The sequence below is a fragment of the Mycobacterium sp. 852013-51886_SCH5428379 genome (assembly GCF_001665575.1).
Classification (GTDB): domain Bacteria; phylum Actinomycetota; class Actinomycetes; order Mycobacteriales; family Mycobacteriaceae; genus Mycobacterium.
Genome location: NZ_LZSU01000034.1, coordinates 80964 through 101389, shown reverse-complemented (window position 1 = coordinate 101389; position 20426 = coordinate 80964). Strand labels below are relative to the sequence as shown.

24 protein-coding genes are annotated in these 20426 nt (G+C 69.4%); 5 read left to right on the top strand and 19 right to left on the bottom strand.

Annotated elements, in window-relative coordinates:
* Window positions 1–4: 4 nt before the first annotated feature.
* From A5757_RS14160 to A5757_RS14140, 5 genes are all read right to left on the bottom strand, one after another.
* Entirely contained in the window at window positions 5–706 is a 702-nt protein-coding gene (locus A5757_RS14160; RefSeq protein ID WP_066835159.1) for a histidine phosphatase family protein, read from the bottom strand.
* On the bottom strand, window positions 703–3045 hold the full coding sequence (locus A5757_RS14155; protein WP_066835158.1) for an MMPL family transporter: 2343 nt from the start codon (window positions 3043–3045) through the stop codon (window positions 703–705). Before A5757_RS14155 ends, A5757_RS14160 begins: the two co-directional genes overlap by 4 nt.
* A 132-nt stretch (window positions 3046–3177) precedes the next feature.
* A complete protein-coding gene (locus A5757_RS14150) occupies window positions 3178–3987 on the bottom strand; it encodes a hypothetical protein (protein WP_066835156.1) in 810 nt (269 codons plus the stop codon).
* Between the two features lie 26 nt (window positions 3988–4013).
* On the bottom strand, window positions 4014–4262 hold the full coding sequence (locus A5757_RS14145; RefSeq protein WP_066835154.1) for a hypothetical protein: 249 nt from the start codon (window positions 4260–4262) through the stop codon (window positions 4014–4016).
* Between the two features lie 13 nt (window positions 4263–4275).
* Complete coding sequence (locus A5757_RS14140) at window positions 4276–5148, bottom strand: oxygenase MpaB family protein (RefSeq protein WP_066835153.1); 873 nt, start codon at window positions 5146–5148, stop codon at window positions 4276–4278.
* A gap of 152 nt (window positions 5149–5300) precedes the next feature.
* Between A5757_RS14140 and A5757_RS14135 the strand changes: the two genes are divergently transcribed.
* The 3 genes from A5757_RS14135 (at window position 5301) to A5757_RS14125 (ending at window position 6851) form a co-directional block, all read left to right on the top strand.
* Entirely contained in the window at window positions 5301–5525 is a 225-nt protein-coding gene (locus A5757_RS14135; RefSeq protein ID WP_066835151.1) for a hypothetical protein, read from the top strand.
* A gap of 74 nt (window positions 5526–5599) precedes the next feature.
* Window positions 5600–5866, top strand: coding sequence for a hypothetical protein (locus A5757_RS14130; RefSeq protein ID WP_066835149.1), 267 nt, complete (start codon window positions 5600–5602; stop codon window positions 5864–5866).
* Between the two features lie 28 nt (window positions 5867–5894).
* Window positions 5895–6851 carry a TIGR03557 family F420-dependent LLM class oxidoreductase gene (locus A5757_RS14125; RefSeq protein WP_066835147.1) on the top strand — a complete coding sequence of 319 codons (957 nt, stop codon included), beginning with the start codon at window positions 5895–5897 and terminating at the stop codon, window positions 6849–6851.
* A gap of 4 nt (window positions 6852–6855) precedes the next feature.
* Here the strand turns inward: A5757_RS14125 and A5757_RS14120 are convergent, their stop codons facing one another.
* From A5757_RS14120 to A5757_RS14105, 4 genes are all read right to left on the bottom strand, one after another.
* Entirely contained in the window at window positions 6856–7734 is an 879-nt protein-coding gene (locus tag A5757_RS14120; protein WP_066835144.1) for a rhomboid family intramembrane serine protease, read from the bottom strand.
* A gap of 24 nt (window positions 7735–7758) precedes the next feature.
* Window positions 7759–8172, bottom strand: a complete 414-nt coding sequence (locus A5757_RS14115) for a VOC family protein (protein ID WP_066835211.1) — start codon at window positions 8170–8172, stop codon at window positions 7759–7761.
* A gap of 73 nt (window positions 8173–8245) precedes the next feature.
* A complete protein-coding gene (locus A5757_RS14110) occupies window positions 8246–9451 on the bottom strand; it encodes a cytochrome P450 (RefSeq protein WP_066835142.1) in 1206 nt (401 codons plus the stop codon).
* Window positions 9448–10296: a mycofactocin-coupled SDR family oxidoreductase gene (locus tag A5757_RS14105; protein WP_066835140.1), complete on the bottom strand. Its 849-nt coding sequence runs from the start codon at window positions 10294–10296 to the stop codon at window positions 9448–9450. The genes A5757_RS14110 and A5757_RS14105 overlap by 4 nt, the downstream gene beginning before the upstream one ends.
* A 59-nt stretch (window positions 10297–10355) precedes the next feature.
* Here A5757_RS14105 and A5757_RS14100 point away from each other — a divergent pair, with 59 nt between their 5' ends.
* The gene (locus A5757_RS14100; protein WP_082929469.1) at window positions 10356–10958 is read left to right on the top strand and encodes a TetR/AcrR family transcriptional regulator; all 603 of its coding nucleotides are present in this window, start codon (window positions 10356–10358) and stop codon (window positions 10956–10958) included.
* On the opposite strand, the gene A5757_RS14095 is transcribed toward A5757_RS14100, so the two are convergent.
* From A5757_RS14095 to A5757_RS14050, 10 genes are all read right to left on the bottom strand, one after another.
* Complete coding sequence (locus A5757_RS14095; RefSeq protein WP_066835138.1) at window positions 10955–11332, bottom strand: STAS domain-containing protein; 378 nt, start codon at window positions 11330–11332, stop codon at window positions 10955–10957. The genes A5757_RS14100 and A5757_RS14095 overlap by 4 nt on opposite strands.
* Before the next feature lie 40 nt (window positions 11333–11372).
* Window positions 11373–11813, bottom strand: a complete 441-nt coding sequence (locus A5757_RS14090; protein WP_231983987.1) for an ATP-binding protein — start codon at window positions 11811–11813, stop codon at window positions 11373–11375.
* A 59-nt stretch (window positions 11814–11872) separates the two neighbouring features.
* Window positions 11873–12220 (bottom strand): STAS domain-containing protein, encoded by a 348-nt coding sequence (locus tag A5757_RS14085; RefSeq protein WP_066835134.1) that lies wholly within the window; start codon window positions 12218–12220, stop codon window positions 11873–11875.
* 168 nt (window positions 12221–12388) lie between these two features.
* Entirely contained in the window at window positions 12389–14602 is a 2214-nt protein-coding gene (locus A5757_RS14080) for an MMPL family transporter (protein ID WP_066835132.1), read from the bottom strand.
* A gap of 38 nt (window positions 14603–14640) precedes the next feature.
* Entirely contained in the window at window positions 14641–15354 is a 714-nt protein-coding gene (locus A5757_RS14075; RefSeq protein WP_082929468.1) for a hypothetical protein, read from the bottom strand.
* Window positions 15351–16238: a hypothetical protein gene (locus A5757_RS14070; protein ID WP_066835130.1), complete on the bottom strand. Its 888-nt coding sequence runs from the start codon at window positions 16236–16238 to the stop codon at window positions 15351–15353. Before A5757_RS14070 ends, A5757_RS14075 begins: the two co-directional genes overlap by 4 nt.
* Entirely contained in the window at window positions 16235–17221 is a 987-nt protein-coding gene (locus A5757_RS14065) for a hypothetical protein (RefSeq protein ID WP_066835128.1), read from the bottom strand. Before A5757_RS14065 ends, A5757_RS14070 begins: the two co-directional genes overlap by 4 nt.
* A complete protein-coding gene (locus A5757_RS14060; RefSeq protein ID WP_066835126.1) occupies window positions 17212–17685 on the bottom strand; it encodes a hypothetical protein in 474 nt (157 codons plus the stop codon). Before A5757_RS14060 ends, A5757_RS14065 begins: the two co-directional genes overlap by 10 nt.
* Window positions 17675–18547, bottom strand: coding sequence for a DUF58 domain-containing protein (locus A5757_RS14055; protein WP_066835124.1), 873 nt, complete (start codon window positions 18545–18547; stop codon window positions 17675–17677). The genes A5757_RS14060 and A5757_RS14055 overlap by 11 nt, the downstream gene beginning before the upstream one ends.
* A 4-nt stretch (window positions 18548–18551) precedes the next feature.
* Window positions 18552–19553 carry a MoxR family ATPase gene (locus A5757_RS14050; protein WP_066835122.1) on the bottom strand — a complete coding sequence of 334 codons (1002 nt, stop codon included), beginning with the start codon at window positions 19551–19553 and terminating at the stop codon, window positions 18552–18554.
* A gap of 116 nt (window positions 19554–19669) precedes the next feature.
* Here A5757_RS14050 and A5757_RS14045 point away from each other — a divergent pair, with 116 nt between their 5' ends.
* Window positions 19670–20389 (top strand): dienelactone hydrolase family protein, encoded by a 720-nt coding sequence (locus A5757_RS14045; RefSeq protein ID WP_066835120.1) that lies wholly within the window; start codon window positions 19670–19672, stop codon window positions 20387–20389.
* Window positions 20390–20426: the final 37 nt, after the last annotated feature.

Below are 20426 nucleotides of genomic sequence, written 5' to 3'. Positions count from 1 at the left end.
CAGACTACGGCGCGACGGCGATGCCGTCCCACTCGAGCAGTTGCCAGCCGCGCTCCGGGCTGCCGACGACCACGACGCGGTCGGTGTTGTCCAGCGGATGCTCGACGAGCAGATTCGGCTGCGGGTTCGCGACGTTCATCGTCACCCACAGCATGATCGCCGCGCCGTGGGAGAACACCACGGCGTCGCGGTCGCCGCTGTCGGCGATGGTCTGCACGGCCGCGTCGAATCGAGCGTCGAACTCGTCGCCGCTGATCGAGCCGGGGATACGCGCCGTGCGGTCACCGCGCAACCACTGCATGGGCGCGGTGAAGTAGCCGGCGGCGGCCGCCTCGGGTTGGCCTTCGGCCTGGCCGGCTTCCACCTCCCGCAGGCCGGGCAGCACCACGACGGGTTCGGCGCGCCGGAGCGCTAGCGGGTCGGCGGTCTGCTGGGTGCGCACCATCGTGGAGGCGTAGATCCCGTCGATCTCCAGACCGTCGAGTGCGGTGGCGACCTCGGCGGCCTGGGCGGTACCGAGCGGGGTCAGCCCCGGGCCGGGTGTCGACGTGTCGATCCGGCCCGAGGCGTTGCCCTCGGACTGGGCGTGCCGGACGAAGGTCAGCGTCAGGGTGGGTGGTCCGCCTGCGGAGGCTTCGGGGACGGGGTCGGCGACACCGACCGCCGCGGCCACCAGGGCCGCGGCGGTCAGGAGGGATCGGATCACACTGTGACGGTACGGGTCCCGGCATCCGCCTCGGAATCGTCGCGGCCCGCCTCGGTGAGGCTGCGGTTGAGCTTGTCGCCCTCGATGTCGAGGTCGGGCAGCACGCGGGCCACCCGGCGCGGCAGCCACCAGGCCCGGTCGCCGAGCATCGACATCACCGCGGGCACCACGGTCATGCGGACCACGAACGCGTCGATCAGCACGCCGAACGCCAGCGCGAAGCCCATCTGCTTGATCATCGGGTCCGCGTTGAACACGAAGCCGGCGAACACGGCCGTCATGATCAGGGCCGCGGCCACGACAACTCGGCTGGCCTGGGTGAACCCGTGCGACACGGCGGCATCGCCGCGGTGCCCGTGGACGTGGGCCTCCTTCATGGACGACACCAGGAACACCTCGTAGTCCATCGCCAGCCCGTAGAGCACGCCGATCACCATGATCGGCAGCATGCTCAAGATCGGTCCGGTGGCCGACAGCCCGATCAGCTGCTGGAACCAGCCCCACTGGAACAGAGCGGTGGTGGCGCCGAACGTGGCGAGCAGGGTGAGCAGGAAGCCGGCGGTGGCCTTGAGCGGCACCGCGATCGATCGGAACACCAGCGTCAGCACCAGGATCGACAGCCCCATCACGATCGCGACGTAGACGGGGATCGCCTTGCCGAGACGGTCGGACATGTCGATGCCCATCGCGGTGATGCCGGTGACGCCGAGGTCCACGTCGTGAAGACCGGCCAGCGGTCCGGAGTGCGCGCGGATGTCCCGGACGAGCTGTGCGGTCGCCTCGTCGGTCGGGCCGGCCTCGGGCACCACGGAGAACACCGCGGTGTCGGAGGCGTCGTTGAGTCCACCGAGGCTGACGTCGGCGACGCCGGGGACTCGCCGCAGATCGTTGTAGGTGTCGACGACCTGCGCGGTGGTCAGCTGCCCGCCGGAGCGGGGTTCGGCGACGACGACCAGCGGGCCGTTGTAGCCGTCGCCGTAGTGCTCGGCGATCGCGTCGTAGCTCGCGCGCTGCGGGGTGCCCTCGTTGTAGCTGCCGCCGTCGGGCATGCCCAGTGTCATGCCGAGCGCAGGCAGCGCGATCACGCCGGTGAGGGCGATACCGGCCAGTGCCGCGGGAACCCGGTTGCGCAGCACCGCGCCCACCCAGGCCGAGGCGAACCGGTGATCGCCCTGCTCCGAGGGGACGCTGTGCCTGCCCTTCGGCGAGCAGATCCGCTCACCGACCAGGCCCAGCAGCGCGGGCAGCAGCGTGATCGACGCGAGCACCGCGACCAGTACCGTCGCCGCGGCGGCCAGCGCCATCGGGGTCAGCAGCGAGATGCCGACGATGGTCAAGGCGACGAGTGCGATCACCACCGTGGTGCCGGCGAAGACGACCGCGCTGCCCGCGGTGCCCACCGCGCGGGCGGCGGCTTCCGCGGCGGACAGCCCCCGATCCATGATCAGGCGGCGCTGCCGGTTGACGATGAACATCGCGTAGTCGATGCCGACGGCCAGGCCCAGCATCAGCGCGAGCACGACCGTCATCGACTGCACGTTGAACAGGTGCGACAGCGCGAACGTCCCGCCGACGCCGACGGCGACCGACAGCAGGGCGGTCACGAGCGGAAGTCCGGCGGCGACCAGAGAACCGAGGGTGACGATCAGCACGACCGCGGCCACCATCAGACCGATGACCTCACCGGCGCCCACCATCTCGGGCATCTGCGCCATCGCGGCCGACGGCAACACTCCGATACCGCTGTCGCCGACTGCCGCGCGGGCTGCGTCGATGGTGTGCTCCACCGCACCGGTCGGCAGCTCGTGGGTCTGCTTGTCGAACTGGAACTGGTAGAGCGCGACGGCGCCGTCGTCGGACACGGTCACACCGGGCACCGGTTGGCCGTCGATCAGCAGGGGCTTCGGCGCGTCGGCGGCCGGCGGCGCGTTGATCTGCGCCTGCCCGATCGCCGCGGACGCGGCCAGCGTGGGGCTGGCCGCCCCCTTGGCCAACTCGGCACGGGCCATCTCCCGCGGATCCAGCACGTGGTCGGTGCGCGAGATCGCCTCGACCGCGCTCAGCACGGCCGCCCGATTTCCCGCGTCGTCGATACGCCGGCCCTCGGGTGCGGCGAAGGCGATGCTGCCCTGGCCGCCGGAGGACTGCGGCATCCGCTCGGCGAGCTGGTCGATGACCTCCTGAGCGGGGGTGCCGTTGATCCGCATCTCGTTGGAGATCTTGGGCGGGTTGAGCGCGAGGAGGCCACCCACCATCACGATGAGGGCCAGCCAGCCGGCGATGACACGCCACGGCCGGTGATAACCGAATCGTCCGATCCGGTAGAGAAAAGTCGCCATGCAACTGACGGTAGGCCTGGAAACGAGAGTTGGCTCTTACTTGTCGTGAACGACACGTTCAGGCAAAACCCATGATCCGCACCACTTTTGGGACTATTTCGGCAAACCCGGTTTCGCCCGCACGCCCGTCGGCTATCCGTGACGGCCCTTCGCGGCCCGGACCGCCTCGGCGGCCTCGCGACCGGCCTGCTTCGCCTCGTCGTAGGCCGCCTCCGCGTCGTGCAGCGCCTGTTCGGCCTTGGCCAGCCGGTCGCGGGCGTCCTGGTGGCGCAGCCGGGCGGTGGCCAGATCGTTCTGGCGTTGCGCGGCCACGGCATCGGCGTCGGCCTTGGCGCGCTCGGCGGCCTTCTTCTTCTCGGCCTGTTCGGCCTTCCGGTCGGGCACTTTGTCGGCCGGCGCCTTCTGGGCCGGCGCTTTCTTGGCCGGTGACTTCCGGCTCGTGATGGTCGTGGTGTCGCCGAAGCCGCCGAAACCCGACCACTGCTCGGCCTTCACGAGCCGGCCCAATCGGGCGGCCACGTCCGGATCGGCGACCGCGGCCTGCAGGGTGTCGGTCACGTCGTCGCGCAGCGCGGCCGAGGGCCGGTCGACCCCGGCGGCGCTGATGGCGGCGCGGGCCAGTGCCGAGACCAGGGTGCGCTGTTCGGCCGACAGCGCGCGGATCTGCTCGCCGTCCATCTCCGCGTGCGCGGCGCGCAGTCGCTCACCGACGTCGGCGATGCGTGCGGCCGCGGCCGGGTCCTCCAGGAACAGCCGGTTCACCACCGAGGCCGACGTCGTCGGTTTCTTGGCCGCGGTGATCTGTTTGGCGGCGGCGGTGTCGCCACGCTTCTTGGCCACCCCGGCAAGTTCCTTGCGCAGCGCGGTGAAGTCCTCCGGCGCCGCGGCGTACAGCGCGTCGAGCGCCTCCTCAATGTGGTCGGAGTCGTCACGGGCGGCCATACCGCCATGATGGCCTGCGCGACCGGTCAGGTGAGGCAGATATGGGGCGCGAGGATCAGGAAGGGCCACAGCAGCATCGCCGTGCCGAAACCGGCGATGTGCGCACCGGCGGGCAGCCACAGCGCGAATTGTTCTGAAAAGGCGTGGGCGTACTGCGGTTTCAGGAACGCGACGGCGATGCCGATCACGACGTTCGGCAGCGCCAGCCACAACCCCAGCTCCAGCAGTCCCGCGATGCTGATCTCGAGACTCAGCAGGCGACGGAGTCTGTTCACGGCCGCGGCCTGATCACACCAGCGCGCGCCGGTTGCGCACCCGGCGCCGGACGTCGGCGAGCAGGACGTGGCTGCCGCCCTGCCGGATGAACGCCGGCAGGAACCGGTTGACGAACGCCACCAGAAGGAAGAGCCGTTCGAACCGGCGCTGCTGGGCGTCGGTCCAGGTGAGCCCGAGCGCGTCGCGGAACACCGGTGCGAGGAAGCCGACGGTCAAGAAGTGCAGCAGCCGCCGCGAGCCGAACCGCAACGGTGCGCGGATCATCTTGAGGTCGATCAGATCCGCGAGGTACGCCTGCACCGTGGGGTCGACGGCCACCCGCCGGCAGGCGGCGTTCCAGTAGTCGTCGAACTCGGCGCGGGTAGGCGGCCACTGCTCCTCGGTGACCTGCAGCGTGGTGCCCAGTGGCCACGCCGACCGGTAGAACCCCTCGGCCTGCTCGGGCGTCAGCTCACCGCGCAGCAACTGGTAGGTGTCCTCGAGTCCGACGAACAGGCAGGCTGCCACCCACATCTGCAGTTTCGGATCGAACGCGTGATAGTGCACCGGGCTCGACGGCGCGGATTTGACGTGCCGGTGGGCTCCGTTGACCGCATGCCGGAACGCGGTCCGGTCGTCGTCGTCTCCGAGGACGGCCACGGCCAGATATTGGAACGTGGTGCGGGCCCGCTTCCACGGATGTTTGAGCAGATTGCCCGAGTCGACGGGGCTCTCGACGACGCCGTACCCCACCTCCGGCCACGACAGCTGCATGATCACGTTCGCGGCGCCGGCGGCGAAGGACCAGAAATCCATCGCATCGCTGGCCGTCACCGGCTCGTCGGACCACCGCGCAGTTCGCCTGCGCACCGAGATCCGGGTATCGCCGGTCGTCAGCACGTCCATATCCCCACCTCCCCGGTGTGCCAGCATAAGCGATGACAGTCCGAATGGACAGGTATTTGCGTCAGGCTTCTGTGCACGTCATGGCGTACAAAGCGCACCCATGATTGTCGAATCGACGTTAACATCGTTTATCCGGGGGAAGGGTTCGCCACATGGAAACGAAGCTCCGTCAGTTGCTCGCCTACAAGCTGACGATCGCCGAGCTCATCGGCATCGCGCTGCTGCTCGGCACGCCCTATCTGATCGTCGGGGTGATCTGGTCGAGCACCCACACCGAGCACCTGAGCCGGCTCGAGGGCGTCGACCTGGCCATCTCGTTCCTGGGGTCCATCGCGTCGTGGCCGGTGCTGCTGTTCTCCGACGTCTGTATGACCTGATCTCCCTGAGCACCGCCGGTGGGGTTACGCAAATCTCGTTTGGGGTGTCGCCGGGCCCGGGTACGCCCGGGCCCATGAGCAACGAGTTCGCCGATGAGTCGATCGACGTAGTCGCCCCGGGTGACGTCATCACCATGGACCGGGGGTCGGGCCCGGAGTCGTACAAGGTCGTGCACAAGAACGACCCGGACGACAACAACGCCGACGACTCCTTTCTCGTGACGCTGGAGGGCTCCGACGGCGAGACCTTCGAGCACGAGTTCGCCTCCGGGGAGAAGGTGACCCGGTCGCTGGAGTCGAAGTGGGAGTCCGGCCAGAGCCCGACGCCGCACACCGGATAACCGCGGCGCGACGGGGTACCCCCGCCGCATGCCCAAGATCGGTTACTTCCTCTCCTGCGAGCAGTACACGCCCGCTGAACTCGTTGATCAGGCCAAACGCGCGGAGGCTGCGGGCTTCGACGCGCTGTGGATCTCTGACCACTTCCATCCCTGGAACGACGAGCAGGGCCAGAGTGCGTTCGTGTGGGGCGTGATCGGGGCGCTGTCGCAGGTGACGTCACTACCGGTGACCACGGCGGTCACCTGCCCGACCATCCGGATCCATCCCGCGATCATCGCGCAGGCCGCGGCCACCGCGGCCGCCCAGCTCGACGGCCGGTTCGTCCTCGGGGTGGGCACCGGGGAGGCGCTCAACGAACACGTGCTCGGCGATCCCTGGCCGTCGGTCGGCGTCCGCCTCGAGATGCTCGAAGAAGCGATCGACGTGATCCGCCTACTGCACAAGGGTGACGAGGTCAGCCACCACGGTCTGCACTACGAGGTGCAGGACGCGCGGATCTACACGCTGCCGGATCAACCCGTCCCGATCTACGTCTCCGCCTTCGGACCGCAGGCTGCGACGTTCGCCGGTCGTGTCGGCGATGGCTTGTGCACCACGATGCCCGACGCCGATCTGATCAAGACCTTCCGGGAGGCCGGCGGCGGGGACAAACCCGTGCAGGCGGGTACGAAGGTCAGCTGGGACCGCGACGCCGACAAGGCCCTCGAGATCGCGCACCGGCTGTGGCCCAACGAGGTGCTGCCCGGCCAGCTCGCCCAGACGCTGCCGCGGCCGCGCGACTTCGCCGATGTCGCACAGCTGGTTCCGCGGGACATGGTCGGCGAGTCGATGACATGCGGCCCTGACACCGACCAGCATGTCTCCCAGGTGCGCGAGTTCATCGAGGCCGGCGTCGACGAGATCTACGTCCAGCAGGTCGCCCCGGACAGCGAGGGGTTCTTCGCCGCGTGGGAGCGCGACGTGCTGCCGCAGCTGCGGTCCTGACGGCTCACCGCAGCGCGTACAGGTCCAGGATCTGTCCGGTGCGCCACCAGATCAGCGCCACGAACACCACGACGACTGCTGCCGTGGCCCCGGCGTGGATCGCCGTGCGGCCGTTGCGGGGCGCGTAGGCGTACACCGCGGCGATCGCCGCACCGGTGGCCAACCCACCCAGGTGCGCCTGCCAGCTGACGGCCTGACCGCTGATCAGCGGATAGACGAACGTGAAAACCAGGTTGATCACGATGATCGCGGCGATCCCGCGGATGTCGAAGTTGAGGCGCCGCGACACCACGAACAGGGCGCCGAAGAGTCCGAACACCGCCCCGGACGCGCCGGCGGTGGCCGCGTTGATCGGGGACGCCAGGTAGACCACCACCGACCCGCCCAGCGCGCTCAACCCGTACAGCGCGCCGAACCGCAGCCGACCCAGCCAGCTCTCCAGCGGCGGGCCCACCACATACAGCGCCCACATGTTGAACAGCAGATGCATGATCCCGTAGTGCATGAACGCCGACGTGATCAGGCGGTACCACTGCCCGTCCGCGACCGCCGGTGACCACATCACGCCCCGGCTCTCCAGATCGCCCGACGTGGTCTGCAGGATCGCGACCAGTACGTTGACCGCGATCAGGACGTAGGTGAGCACCGGCGTCGCCGAATCCGACATGCGTCCGCCGAACTGTGTGCGGGGTTGGCGGATCGACCGGCTGCCCTCTTCGACGCAGTCGGGGCACTGGTGTCCGACCGCGGCCGAACGCATGCAGTCCGGGCAGATGAACCGCCCGCACCGGGTGCACTGCACATAGGTCGGGCGGTCGGGGTGCCGGTAACAGGTCGGGGCCTCGACCGGTGACTGCGGATACGGCTGCGGAGGGTAGGACATGGGTTCGCTTCCAGGGTCGAGGCGCTAGAGGGTGCCGAAGAGTTCGATCCAGTTGCCGTCGGGGTCGGCGACGAACATCCATCCCATCCCCGGCACCGGCGCGAACTCCGTCACCGGTTCAACGATCCGGTAGTCCGACATCTCGATCGTCGCCGCCACCGCGCGCAGATTCTTGACACCGATGGTGAAGTACCGCATGCCCGCCTGGGCGCGGCCGCCGCCCTGGGCCACCGGTTCCGGCGGCGGCGGGGAGTACGTGACGAGTTTGAGCACCCCGTTGCCGAGGGTGTACCGCCGCTGCGATCCGCCGGGGAAGTCGAGCTCGCCCTGGCACTCCAGCTCCAGGAACCCTTCGTAGAAGGCGACCATCGCGTCGAGGTTCGTGGTCACCAGACCCACCTCGATACCGGGGGTCAGCAGATCAAGTTTCACGGCCACCTCGTCACTCGTCATCGGGACAACGTTGCCCATTGTCCCCGTCCCGAGTTGACGCGGTGTCAGCGCACTGACGTCAGGGCAGAACGATCCGCAATCTCTCCCAGCCGCGCACCGTCGACGTCGGCGCCAGTTCCGCCGTCGCATAGTCGATGTCCCATTCCGGCCAGCGGTTGAGCAGCTCGTCGAGCGCCACCCGGCCCTCCAGCCGGGCCAGGTTCGCACCCAGGCAGTAGTGCAGTCCCTTGCCGAACGTCAGGTGGCTGATGCTCTCGCGCCGGATGTCGAACGTATCCGGGTCGGCGTAGCGGCGAGGGTCGCGGTTGGCGGCGCCGAACAGCAGCAGCATCGCGCTGCCCTGCGGCACCGTCGTGCCGTAGGCGGTGAAATCGCGGGCCATCCAGCGCGCGACGTGCGGACCGGTCGGTTCGAAGCGCAGCGTCTCGTCGACCGTGCGGGTCAGCAGGGTTCGGTCTTCGGCGACCAGACGGCGCTGATCGGGGTTCTCGGCGAGCACCTTGGCCAGCCAGCCGATCAGCCGGCCCGTCGTCTCGTTGCCCGCACCCGCCACCACCTGGGTGTAGTGCAGCACCTCCTTGCGGGTGAGCTTGCGGGTGACGCCCTGCTCGTCGGTGAACTCGATGTTGAGCAGTCCGGTCATCAGATCGTCGGACGGGTTCTTCGACCGCCACTCGACGTAGTCGGCGTAGATGCGGCCGTCGGCGATGCGGTCGGCGTTGACGACCTTCATCGGCGCGCCGGGTTTGGTGCGCAGGTTGGCGTCGTTGGCGTCGCGGACCGAGACCTGTTCGGACTCGGGGATTCCCAACAGCATTCCGATCACCCGCATCGGCATGATCGACGCCAGCTCCGCGATGATGTCGAAGCCGTCGGAGCCGACGTGCGGGTCGAGGCAGCTGACACAGAACCGCCGGATCTGATCCTCGATCTCGGCCATCCGGCGCGGGGTGAACACCCGCGACATCAGGTTGCGCAGCATCGTGTGCACCGGCGGGTCTTCCATCATCATCACGCCTTTGGGCATGGGGAAGTCCGACTGGATCAGTTCGAGGATGTCGCTGCGGCTGTTGGAGAACGTCTCCCAGTTCGACAGTGCCTTCTCGACGTCGGCGTGCCGCGACAACGCCCAGAAGTCGTAGCGCTCGTTGTAGTAGAGCGGGGCCTCCTCGCGCAGCCGCGCGTATGTCGGATAGGGATCGTTGACGATGGCGGTGTCGTAGGGGTCGTAATACACCGCCGCCGCGTCCACGCCCGTGGTCACTTCAGCATGCTCCCCGCGTCGACCGGCAGCGTGACGCCGGTGATGAACCGCGCTTCGTCGGAGGCCAGGAACAGCACCGCATTGCTGATGTCGACCGGTTCGACCCACGGGATGGGCAGGAAGTGGAACGACTGGCAGATCGGCGCGAGATCGTCGGGGCCCGGGTTGTCCAGGTCGGGCCTGAACAGCCGGTAGGTGGGCTCGTTCATCAGCAGCGGACTGCAGACGTGGGTGGGGTGCACGGTGTTGACGCGGATGTTCTGGGCGCCGAGTTCGACGGCGAAGGTCCGCATCAGACCAACCACCCCGTGTTTTGCGGTGACGTAGTGCCCGACCTGCGGATAGGCCTTCAGCCCGCCGACCGAGCTGGTGATGATCACCGATCCGCCGCGCCCGCCGGCCAGCAGGTGCGGGACACCGGCTTTGACGGTCTTCCACACGCCGCCGAGGTTGATGTCGATGGTCTCGTCCCAGCTGGCCTCGGACATCTTGTGTGCTTTGACGCCGGTGGTGCCGATACCGGCGTTGGCGACGATGATGTCGAGGCGTCCGAGTTCCTCGACGCCGGCGTCGACCGCGGCCTTCAGCGCGTCGTAATCGCGGACGTCGACCTGTGCGGTGACGATGCGCCGGTCGAGGTTCTTGACCATGTCGGCGGTCTCGGCGAGGTCCTCGGGAGTGGCGGCCGGCGCAGGCGATCCGTCGAAGCCCCGGCAGATGTCGACGGCGATGATGTCGGCGCCTTCCTGGGCCAGCCGTACCGCGTGACTTCTGCCCTGTCCGCGCGCGGCGCCGGTCACGAAGGCGACCTTTCCTTCCACGCGGCCTGCTGCTCGACCCGTCATGGCGTCCCCGTTCCCTCGATGCCACGCCCTGGGCGATCGCCCAACACTAGGCTGAGCCAATGTCTAGCAGCCGCCCGGACGCCCGGTCAAGGGTGGGCGACGCGCGCCGTGCGCTGCTGTCGGCGACCGCGCAGATCATGCTCGACGAGGGCTACGCCGCCGCCACTTCGCGCCGCGTAGCGGCCAAGGCCGGCGTGAAACCGGCGCTCGTGCACTACTACTTCCCGAGCATGGACGACCTGTACCTCGCGGTGCTGCGCGCCGGTGCGGAGAACAACCTCACCCGGCAGCAGGATTCGCTGACCGGCCCCACGCCGCTACAGGCGCTGTGGCAGCTCAACAACGCCCAGGGCGCTCAGTTGTGGATGGAGTTCATGGCGCTGGCCAACCACCGCAAGGCCATCCGCAGCGAGATCGCCGGGTACGCCGAGCGCTTCCGTGACATGGAGGAGCGAGCGATGGCCGACGCGCTACGTGCACACGATGTCGACGCCGCACAGTTCCCTCCGGTGGTGATGTCGATGATCGTGACCAGCCTGGCCCGTATCGTCCGGCTCGAGCAGGGCCTGGGGATCACCCGGGGACATGCCGAGGCCGAGGAGTTCATCGCGGCGTATCTCCGCCGGTTCGAGGCCGGATCACCGAACGCGTCCCGGGGCTAGGCGGGTTCGGCTTCCGGTTCGGGCGCCGGCCGCGGGATCAGGCGTTCCGGATCGCACAGGTCGAGCACCCGGGACACCGCCCGGTTGGGCACCAACGCCCAGTCCACCTCGTCCCGGCGGAAGGTGGCGTTGATGGCGTGCAGCGCCGAGACCGTGTCGACCCCGGCGAACTCGAGCGCACTGAGATCCACCACGACGCCGTGGTGGCCGACGACCGCGTCACACACCGCCACCGCGAGATCCTTCGCATTGTGGGCGTCCACCGAGCCGGCCACGCACACGGTCAGCGAGCCACCCACGACCCGGGAGGTGACGGTCAGACGATGGACGCGCTGCACGGAGCGGCGATGATCGTCGAGGTGGCTGATCGTCACGGGCCATTACCCCGCCGGAACCGGAGTCAAACTGCGAGTCTCAGGCCGAAATCCGGGACGTATCGTCGCCCCGCACCGGACAGTGGTCGAACTGGATCTGCACCTCGGTGCCGTCGCGCGTGGTGTTGATGTCGAGACGGTCGGACAGCGCCTCCATGAGCGGTATCCCGCGACCGCGCGACAGGGTCTGATTGGTGGCGTCGCTCACGCGCCACTCCCCCCGGTCCGCAACGGTGACGACGAGGCTGTCACCGGGTTCCTGGTGAACGGCGCGCAGGGTGACGGACTCGGCGGCATCCCGGTTGCGATATGCGAATTCGGCGGCGTTGGCCAGGGCCTCATTGACCACGAGCACGATGTCGCTGCGCTGCACATCGTCCACGTCGAGGTGGAGATACAGCCATTCGGAGAACTCCTCCCTCAAACGGGCTACGGCGTGCGCGTCTGCCGGCGCCGCACGAAAGAAGCGGGCGTCCGTCATGTCCGTCTCGAAGTGTGAAGAACTCATGATGGCTATGGGCTACCCCGTCGACGGGAAGATCACTCAGAGAGTGTGTCCAACGCCGCATCTCGCGTCGTGAACAGCTCGATGAAATCGGTGAGGCCCATGATCTTCAGCGGCCTGCTGGTCCCCGGCCCGTCCGCGACAACGGCGAAACGCGCCTGCTCGACGATCTCCTGGTGGGCGGTCACAAGTGTCTGCATCCCAGCCGAAGACAGGAACTCCACCTCGGTGAGGTCGACGATGACGCCTTTGGGTCGCTGGGCGTGGGCGGCGCGGATCGCGGTCAGCAGCGGCGGCGCGGTCACCATGTCGATGGCGCCCGCGGCGCGCACCACCACGATCTGGCCGTGCCACTCTTCGGTGGGTGCTCTGTTCGGATCCATCTTTCAACCTCACTACTGCGGTGCGTATCGAGCCGACGGTTCGCGAGGCACAACTGTGAAGGCTGCAGTTTGAACCCAGCACGTCGTGGCTTCGAGATACGACGAGAACAGGTTATCCCAGACGTACCGGGGGCGAGCCAAGCGAGGCGGGCAACCGCCTACCAGGCTTCAGGCCGTCACTCGCTCCGCGGTCGCTTCCGCCGCGGCGTTGTCGCGCATGTTGTGGCCCTCGACGTCGACGTTCGGCAGGATCCGGTCCAGCCACTTCGGCAGGTACCACGCCTTCTCCCCGAGCAGCGACATCACCGCCGGAATGAAGACCATCCGGACGACGAACGCGTCGAAGACGACCGCCGCGGCCAGCGCGAAGCCCATCGACTTCGCGACGTTGTCCGGGGACAGGATGAACGCGGCGAAGACCGAGATCATGATCACCGCGGCCGAGGTGACGACGCGGGCGCCGCGCTGGAAACCGGTGATCACCGCCGCCCGGGCGCTCAGATCGCCTCCCACGTCCAGGCCGCGCAGCACGGCCTTCTCCCGCATCCGGGTCACCAGGAACACCTGGTAGTCCATGGCGAGGCCGAACACGATGCCGATCAGGAAGATCGGCAGGAAGCTGATCAGCGGGCCGGGGGTTTCCACCAGGCCGAACCAGCCGAGCTGGAAGACTGCGACGGTGACGCCGAACGTCGCGCCGACCGACAGCACGAAGCCGAGCGTCGCGGTCAGCGGCACCGGCAGGGACCGGAACACCAGCGTGAGCACCAGGAACGCCAGGCCCACCACCAGCAGCAGGTATGGCGCCAGCGCCTGGGTCAGCGATGTCGACAGATCCGACAGGATCGCGGTCTGGCCGGTCACCCCGATCTCGACGCCGTGCTGGTCGGCGAGCTGACGGGCCAGTCCGCGGATGTCCTCGACCAGTGCCTGGGTCTCGGGGCTGCTGGGCCCGCTGCGCGGGATCACCGTGATCAGTGCGGCGCTGCCGTCGGGATTGGGTTGTGGGGGCGCGACCGTCTGGACGTCCTCGAGGCCGCGCAGCTCGTCGACCGTCGCGAGGTATCCGGCCTGCGGGTCGGGGGTGTCCGCGCCGTCGACGACCACCATCAGCGGACCGGTCAGCCCCTCTCCGAAGCCGCGGTCGATCAGCTGCACCGCGCGCTTCTGATCGCCGCTGGCCAGGTCCATGCCGAGCTCGAGTTTGGTGGCCGGGAACGCGATCGCGCCCAGCCCGATCACCACGGCCAGGATCGCCGGGACCGGATGGGCCGCGACGAGTTTGGCCCAGCGCAGACCGTTGGTGGGTGCGGTGTCCGGTTCGTCACCCTGGCGCAGCCGCTTGAGCGGCAGGGCGAAGGTGCGCCGGCCGAACAGCCCGAGGAAGGCCGGCAGCAAGGTCACCGCGGCGAAAACGGCGAACACCACCGACAGCGCCGCGGTCAGGCCCATGACCGAGATCATCGGGATCTGCACGACGGTCAACCCGACCAGCGCGATGACGACCGTGAGCCCGGCGAACACCACCGAAGAACCCGCGGTGCCGACGGCGCGGCCCGCCGCCAGCGCCCGGTCGTCAGTGGTCCGGAGCTCGTTGCGGTAGCGCGAGACGATGAACAGTGCGTAATCGATCGACACCGCGATGCCGATCATCGAGGCCAGCAGCAGCGCGGAGCTGTCCATGTCGAAGAACGCCGTACCGGTGGTGATCAGTGCGACGGAGATGCCGACACCGAACAGCGCGGTGATGATCGGCAGGGTGGCCGCCACGACGGAGGCGAACGCGATCACCATCACGATCAGGGCGACGCCGAAGCCGATGGCCTCACTCGCCCCGCTCTGCGGTTGCTGTCCGTTGAAGAGGGTGCCGGTGGCCTCGACGGTCAGCCCGCCGTCGCGGGCCTGCTGCAGCACCTTCTCGAAGTCCTCGATCTGCGCCGCCTCGACGTCGACGAACTTCTGGTCGTAGCCGACGTTGAGGTAGGCGATCGTGCGGTCCGCGCTGACCTGCATGGCGGCGGCCGGGGCGGTGACGGGGTTGACGACGGTGGGCGCCTGAACATGGTCGAGTTCGCGCAGTCCGGCGGCGAGCGTGTCGATCTTCGCGACGGTGTCGGGATTGTCCACGGTTGACCCCGGTGGGGCCTGGACGACGACCATCGCCTGGGCAATCTCGTCCATGTCGCCCTGGCCGGGGAACTTCTCGGCCAGGAAGTCGCTGGCCTGATGCGACGGCGACCCGGGCAGGGAGAAGTCACTCTGGAACGGTTTGGCCAGCGTCGTCGCGCCGAGGGCGGCGAGCAGCGTCAGCAGCCACAGCGCGATGACCAGGAGGCGGCGCCGGTACGCGAATCGACCGACGCGGAACAGGAAGGTCGCCATAGCCGAGCTAACTACCCACTTAGCCGGGCTTCACACTTTCAGCCGGCGGAGTCTCGCAGGATCTGCTGCAGCCGCTCGAGGGGGTCGGCGCTCTGCGGGTCGAGCCGGAGTTCGACGTCCGGCGCGGTGTCGTCGGCGGTCTCCCCCGGTGCCAGGACGACCGGGGGCGGCGGTGGGGACGCCGCCTGCGGAGGTGGCGGTGGCGGCAGGGGCAGATCATCGACGGTGGCCAGTTTCGCCCGCAACCGCGCCTCGGCCTCGGCGAGGACGGCGCGGCGCTCCGGATCCGGATCGGTGTTGCCGGCGAAGCATCCGGCCGGCGCCTCGGCGATGACGGCGAGCGCCGACTCGTAGTGCGCGCGCGCCTCGCCGGTGCGGCGGTCGAACCCGGCATGGTCGCCGCGGCGTTCCCGGACCAGTTGAAGGTTGACGCGCACCGGACAGGACCGATCGGCCGGGGTGCGCGACAGTGCGTCGGCGAACAGGACGTCCGCGTCATCGAGCCGGTCGTCGAGCACCGCCGCCAGTCCCTGCACGAACGGCGCCTTCGCCGGTTCCACCACGTTGACCACCCCGAGCACGGCGCCGTCGGAACGCAACGCCTCGGCGTCCCCGTCGGCGAAGTGTCCGACGGCCGCATTGCCGGCGAGCCCGACCGAGACCAGTTTGGCCACCGCCACCAGCAGCAGCAGGATCAGCGGCGCCGTCCACAACAGCAGGCGGCGGCGCAGTCGCAACCGTGCAGGCGTCACCGTGTCACATCCCGTCGGGCGACCCGGCTGTGGCGCAGTTCCCGCACACTGATCCAGACCTCGGCCAGCAGCAGACCGGCGGCGACGAGCGCCAGCAGCCAGTACAACTCGATGCGGGCCGCGGCCGGGGCCGGTTCGACAGAGGGTGCGGCCGGCCGGCGCACCTCGAGGTCGGGCAGAGCGCCGCCGCCCGCCCGGTTGACGTAGGGCACGCCCAGTTCGGCGGCGATTGCGCGCAGGGCGGATTCGTTCAGCTCGCCCGCGGCGGGGTGGCCGAGCACGATCCCGCCGTCGACCGTGGCCGCGACGACGTCGAGGTCCCTGGGCGCGGTCTGGGTTCCGGGCGCACCCGCCCCGGCGTACACGACGAGGTTCGCCGAACCGGGATAGCGCTGCTGAGCTTGAATCAGCTGATACCGCAGGACGTTTCCCGGCGCGGCGGCGTCGGCCTGCGCCGGGTCACCGGGAGCGAGCGGCGCCAAGGCGGCGACCTCCGACGGAAGGCTCCACACGTCGGCGGACAGCGGCCACATCAGGGCCGGCGGCGCGAAGGTGATGACGCCGAACCGGGCCGCGGGATAGCGCTCGATCAGTGTCTCGATGTCGGCGCGAGCGTCGACGGTGCGGTCGGCCACCACGAAGACGTTGGTGTCGGCGCCGGCGCCTTCGGCCTCGGTGGTGTCGTCGGTGATCAGCGCCGGCCGCATCGCCGCGAACAGCAACAGCACCACGGCGAGACTCATTCCGCTCCAGCGCAGCAACGCTTTTCGCCGGTGGGCGCCCTCTCCGGCCAGCACCTGACGCAGTGTGACCAGGCGTGCGAAGAGCAGCGCGACGACGACCACCGCGAGGATGGCCGGCGGGACGACGGGGGTGAACGTCATCGGCGCAACACCACCAGCGTGACGGTGAGCAGCGCGGTCATGACGACCACAACGGCCAATACCGCGACCGGTGCGTCCTGCGAGCGACCGGTGACGCGGGTGCCGTCCGACAGCACCAGCGGTGGCGGCGCAGCGTCGATCTGTTCGAGACTCCGACCGACGCCGGTCGCGTCGGTGGCCACGCTGAACAGACCACCGGTCCGTTCGGCCAGCGCTCGCAGTGCAGCGTCGTCCCCGGCGGCGACGACGTTGATCTGTACGCCGCCCTGCTCGGCGAGTTCGGCGATGCGGTCGGCATCGAACAGGGCCGGCCGCTGCTCGCCGGGCTCACGCAGGGTCGGCGGCCCGAGGTACACGATCGAGCGCCGGTGGGTGCTCTTCTGCTCGAATCCGGGAAATCCGGTGAGGCACAACGCGAGGACGTCGTCCACGCCGGCGGCGTAGTCGAGGTAGCGCACGGGCGCGGCGAAGGCGCGGACTCCGGCGGGGTCCGGATCGGGCGTCTGCGACAGTGCGGCGAAGTCGTTGAATCGACCTGCGGCGTACTGGTAGTCGCGGGTCAACGGCACCAGTCGCGAGTTCACCGACGTGAGCCCGATGCGCTGCGTCTCGTAAGTGCCGGCCTGTAAGGCGTAGTGCCGCAGGAAGGCGCCGGTGGTGGCGTCGGCGACCGGTGCGCCCGCGCACAGCATCAGGTCTTCGGGATGGGTGGCCGCGAACGTGCGGTCCTCTCCGGTGGGTCGCGCCGCCGCCACCATCGCTGCGGCGAACAGACCCACGAGCAGGATCAGAGTGAGCACCGTCGATACGGCCTGCAATCGCGCGGCCCTGGCGTACTCGGGCAGGCCGGTGAGCCGCGCAACGTTGGCCAGAGGTCGCAGCGCGCGGCGGTCGGGGGCCGGCGGCAGCACCACCGCCAACGCGAAGCACGCTGCCAGACAGATCAATCCCACCGCGGCGAGCCACCACCACTTCAGGTCCATGTGCGCACCAACTCCTGGGCGCGGGTGCCCGCCTGCCCGGCGTCGACGCCGGAGTCCCGGTTGAACCGCAGATCCGCCAGATCGGAGAGCAGCGGCGCCACCGGCGCGAGATCGCCCGCGGCGAACTCGTCGATCTGCATGTACTGCGCGCGGACGCCGGTGGCCTGGTGCAGGAAGCTGCGCACGGCGTGGTCCACCTCGGCGGCGGCCTCGGCCGGGCTGAGCCGGCCCGCCCGCAGCGCGGCGTCGGTCGCCGCGATCCGGCGGGCATAGCGCTCGCGCAGCAGCCGGTGGTGCATGGACCCGATCGCGGGGAGCGCCCGCAGCCGCCGCGACGGCAGCGTCGCGACGAAGATCGCGGCGTAGCAGGCAATCACGACCACCAGCAGCGCCGCGGCCCCGACCCACCACCACGCCGAGTACGGCGTCGGGCCGGACACGAAGCGCAGCAGGTCATCCGACACGGGCGAGACCCTCGGTGAGCGCGACGAGTTTGGTGCGGATCTCCGTGCTGCCCGGAATCACCGCGTACGGGACGCTGCGGGCGGCGAGCGCTGCGGTAAGGCGGCGCACCCTGGCCTGTTCGGCGCGCCGGTAGGCCGTCACCACGCGGCGGCCCAGCGTCGCGGCGTTGAGGACCACCCGCCCGGTGGCGACGTCGTATCCGTCACCGGCCTCCGGGCCCGCCCCGACCGGCGGCATATCGGGCACCATCACCCACAGGATCTCGTGGCGGGCGCCCAGCCGGCGCAGCACGTCGTCCAGCCGGGCACCGGGATCCGGCTCGTCGGACACCACTACCAGCAGTCGGCTGTGACCGTAATGCGTTGCGACATACTCGAGTTGGGCCAAGATGTCGCTGGGTCCGGGGCGCTCGAGGCTGTGCTGGTACCAGCGGTGCAGCGCGTACTCGATGTGGGTCTCACCGCGGCGGGCAGGGATGTTGACGCAGCCGCGCGAATCGCCGAACACCATCCCGACCTCGTCGGAGCGCCGCAGGCTGATCAGCCCGATCGCGCCCAGTACGTGGGCGGCCACCTCGCGCCGGCACTCCCCGCCGGGCGCCAGCGCGGACATGTTGCGGCCGCCGTCGGCGACCAACAGGATCTTGTGGTGCTTCTCGGAGACGAAACGTTTGATGAGCACACTGCCCGACCGCGCCGAGGCCTTCCAGTCGATGTCGCGGACGTCGTCGCCGGGAACGTACGGGCGTAGATCGTCGAACTCCAGGCTGCGGGTGTGCGACAGCGCGTATCGGCCGCCTTCGAGCAGCCCGCGGGTGTCGGTGCCGAAGTGGGCCTTGGCCCGGTTGAGGTGCTTACCCACCGGGTCAGGGCACCCGGACGGCCTGCAGCACCGCGTCGACGACCGCGTCGGCGGTCACGTCCGCACTGGCCGCCTCGAATCCCAGGATGAGGCGGTGTCGCAGTACGCGGTGCGCGAGGCGGCCGATGTCCTCGGGCAGCACGTGCCCGCGTCCCGACAACACCGCCAGCGCGCGGGCCGACTGGCACAGCGCGATGGTGGCGCGCGGGCTGGCGCCGTACTCCACGAAGCGGGCGAGCTGCTGTGGCAGGTACTGGCTGGGCCGCCGCGTCACCTCGACCAGGCGGCTGGCGTACTGCACCAGCGCGCGGTCCATGTGGACGCGGCGCACCACGTCGCGGGCCCGGCGGACGTCGTCGAGGCCGACGACCGGTGCGCTGCGCCGGTTGCGGTCGTACAGGCCGGCGTCGATGCGGGCCATGACCTCGACCTCCTCGTCGGCGGTCGGGTACTGCAGCACGTCCTTGAGCATGAAGCGGTCGGTCTGCGCCTCGGACAGCGGATAGGTGCCCTCCTGGTCGACCGGGTTCTGCGTCGCGATCACCAGGAAGGGTTCGGGGATCGGATACACCTGGCCGGCGATCGTGGTCTGCCGCTCCTCCATTGCCTCGAGCATCGCGCTCTGGGTCTTGGCGCTGGACCGGTTGATCTCGTCGAGCAGCACGACGTTGGCGTGCACGGGCCCGAGCTGGGTGACGAAGGTGTTGGTGGCGGCCTCGTAGACCTGGGTGCCGATGATGTCGCTGGGCAGCAGATCCGGTGTGCACTGGATGCGTTGGAATGCGCCGTCGATGGCGTCTGCGACGACGCGGGCGGCCGTGGTCTTGGCCAGGCCGGGGACGCTCTCGATGAGAACGTGGCCCCCGGTGAGGAGGCCGACCAGCAGCGATTCCCGCAGATTCTGCTGACCGACGACCTTGGCCGAGAACGCCTCGGACACCGCCCGCACGACCCGCTGAGTGTCGGACATGGCCCGCTGATCGGGTTGTGTTCGCGCAGCAGTCATCACGCGGGGGTTACCCCGGGCCGCCCATTTCACACCATGACCGCGTCACACCATGGCCGCGTTCACCGACGGTGAACGCGCACCGGGGAGCTGCCCGGTCTGGCAGCGTCGGGCCCATGGAGACGGCACCGCGAACGGCTCTCACCCAGCAGGTCACCGACGACACCCTCGACCACGTCCTGGTCGCCCCGTCGGCGGGCGGCGCCGCGACGGTGCTGGTCGTACACGGAATGGAGGGCCGCAGCGACGCGCAGCTCGCGATCGCCGACCAGTTGACCGAGTGGGGCCACCAGGCGGTGGCGGTCGATCTGTTCGGCACTGCGGTGACGCGTGGCGGCCCGGAGCGCTGCGCGGCCGAGATGCAGGCCTATCTCGCCGACCGCGCGGCATTGGGCGAGCGGCTGACCGCGGTGCTGTCGCACGTGCTGGCCGCGCCGCGGGTCGACGCCGCACGCGTGGCCGCGATCGGATTCTGTTTCGGCGGACTGTGCGTGCTCGACATCGCTCGGGCCGGTCACGACCTGCGGTCGGTGGCGAGCTTCCATGGAATCCTCACGCCACCAGCCGACGCCGCCGCCCCCGACATCACCGCGAAGGTGGCGGTGTTCCACGGCTGGGACGATCCCTTCGCGCCACCGCAGGACGTCGTCGCGATCGGGCAGGAGCTGACGCGCCGGCGCGCCGACTGGCAGCTCCATGCTTACGGCGACGCGATGCACGCGTTCATGGCGCCGTTCGCCGACCAACCCGACCGGGGGATCCAGTACAACGCCGTTGTGGCCGGCCGCGCCTGGCGCGTCCTCGGCGATTTCCTGCACGAGACCCTGGCCCGGTGACGCGGCATTTCATCGATATCGGCAGGTTCCACAGCCG